This is a genomic window from Acinetobacter sp. 228 (assembly GCF_048147885.1).
On the sequence record NZ_JAYWYV010000433.1, the window covers coordinates 1 to 1172 of the forward strand.

Annotated in this window: 1 protein-coding gene and 2 pseudogenes; 2 read left to right on the forward strand and 1 reads right to left on the reverse strand. The window is 41.0% G+C overall.

Annotated features, from left to right (window positions below; translation table 11 throughout):
- Both VXQ92_RS19630 and pgaD read left to right on the forward strand, forming a co-directional pair.
- Positions 1–472 (forward strand): annotated as a pseudogene (locus VXQ92_RS19630) (poly-beta-1,6 N-acetyl-D-glucosamine synthase); the annotation flags it as partial.
- A gap of 82 nt (positions 473–554) precedes the next feature.
- The gene (pgaD, locus tag VXQ92_RS19635; protein WP_416682924.1) at positions 555–974 is read left to right on the forward strand and encodes a poly-beta-1,6-N-acetyl-D-glucosamine biosynthesis protein PgaD; all 420 of its coding nucleotides are present in this window, start codon (positions 555–557) and stop codon (positions 972–974) included.
- Between the two features lie 102 nt (positions 975–1076).
- Here pgaD and VXQ92_RS19640 read toward each other — a convergent pair.
- A pseudogene (locus tag VXQ92_RS19640) lies at positions 1077–1172 on the reverse strand (enoyl-CoA hydratase); the annotation flags it as partial.

Below are 1172 nucleotides of genomic sequence, written 5' to 3' on the forward strand. Positions count from 1 at the left end.
TTTAAACGGATTGTGGAAACAACGTTTACGTTGGGCAATGGGTGGAGCACAGGTATTAATTAAAAATATTGATGTGTTCACCAAACCAAAATTGAATTTTTTATGGCCTTTAATGTTTGAGCTTTGCTTAACTTTAGTCTGGTCATATTTAATGCTGGCGATGGCTTTGTTGTGGTTGGTACATTTTATTTTACCGGTCCCTGCATTAGCCGTTGTGAGCTCTCCATTTTTACCGTATGGTAGCGGTATTTTATTGGGGGCAACCTGTCTCATTCAGTTTGCTTTAAGCAAATGGATGGATAGTCGTTATGAACCGCATCTAGGAAAAAACTATTTCTGGATGATCTGGTATCCATTGGTCTTTTGGCTAATCACCATCTCGGCAACTATTGTGGCATTTCCAAAAGTCTTACGACGTGGAGATGAGAAACGTGCGCGTTGGGTGAGCCCGGATCGGGGCATTCGTGGATGAAATGCAAGAGTCATGAGATTTTAAAGATCGTGCTGTATTGATGTCTGGGGAAAAACCACAGCACTTCGTTAGGTAAAGAGAAATGAAGACAAATTCGTTGATTATTGATTTACGCCGTCAATTGCCATGGCATAAACGCTATGCTTCTACAACAAGCACAGCCATGATGTGGGCGGCTTGGTTGTTGTTGTGGCGTCCATTCGTGTTTATCTGGCTATTGGCTGAGCTGCAAAAAACTCATTTAGTACATCGTTTGTTCAGTGCATTCGGTGTAGGAATTGAACATGGCATTACAGCGCTGATTGCTTGTGCAGTCGGGTTGCTACTCTGGAGTCATGTATTGCCTGAACGCCGTGTAGAAGGTAGTGAACTTAACATGAAACAGACAGATGACTATGCGCGCTATTTTGATTTGCCTGTGCAAGAAATTGAGCAGGGCCGTAGCCAAAAAATTACGGTCGTTCACAATAATGAATTTGGTAAAATCATTAGAGTTGAATAAAGTACATTTATAAAAGAAAGCCCACATCATGTGGGCTTTTTTTTCGCTAATTTCGGTATATCCATAAGTTTTAAACTGTAGAGCGCAGTGCTTGAGTAGGACTTATTTACCTTTAAAAACAGGAGGTCTTTTTTGCAGCATGGCAAAAACACCTTCTTGAACATCTTCTGTTGTGAGTAAAGGTTGAAGATGGTTTTG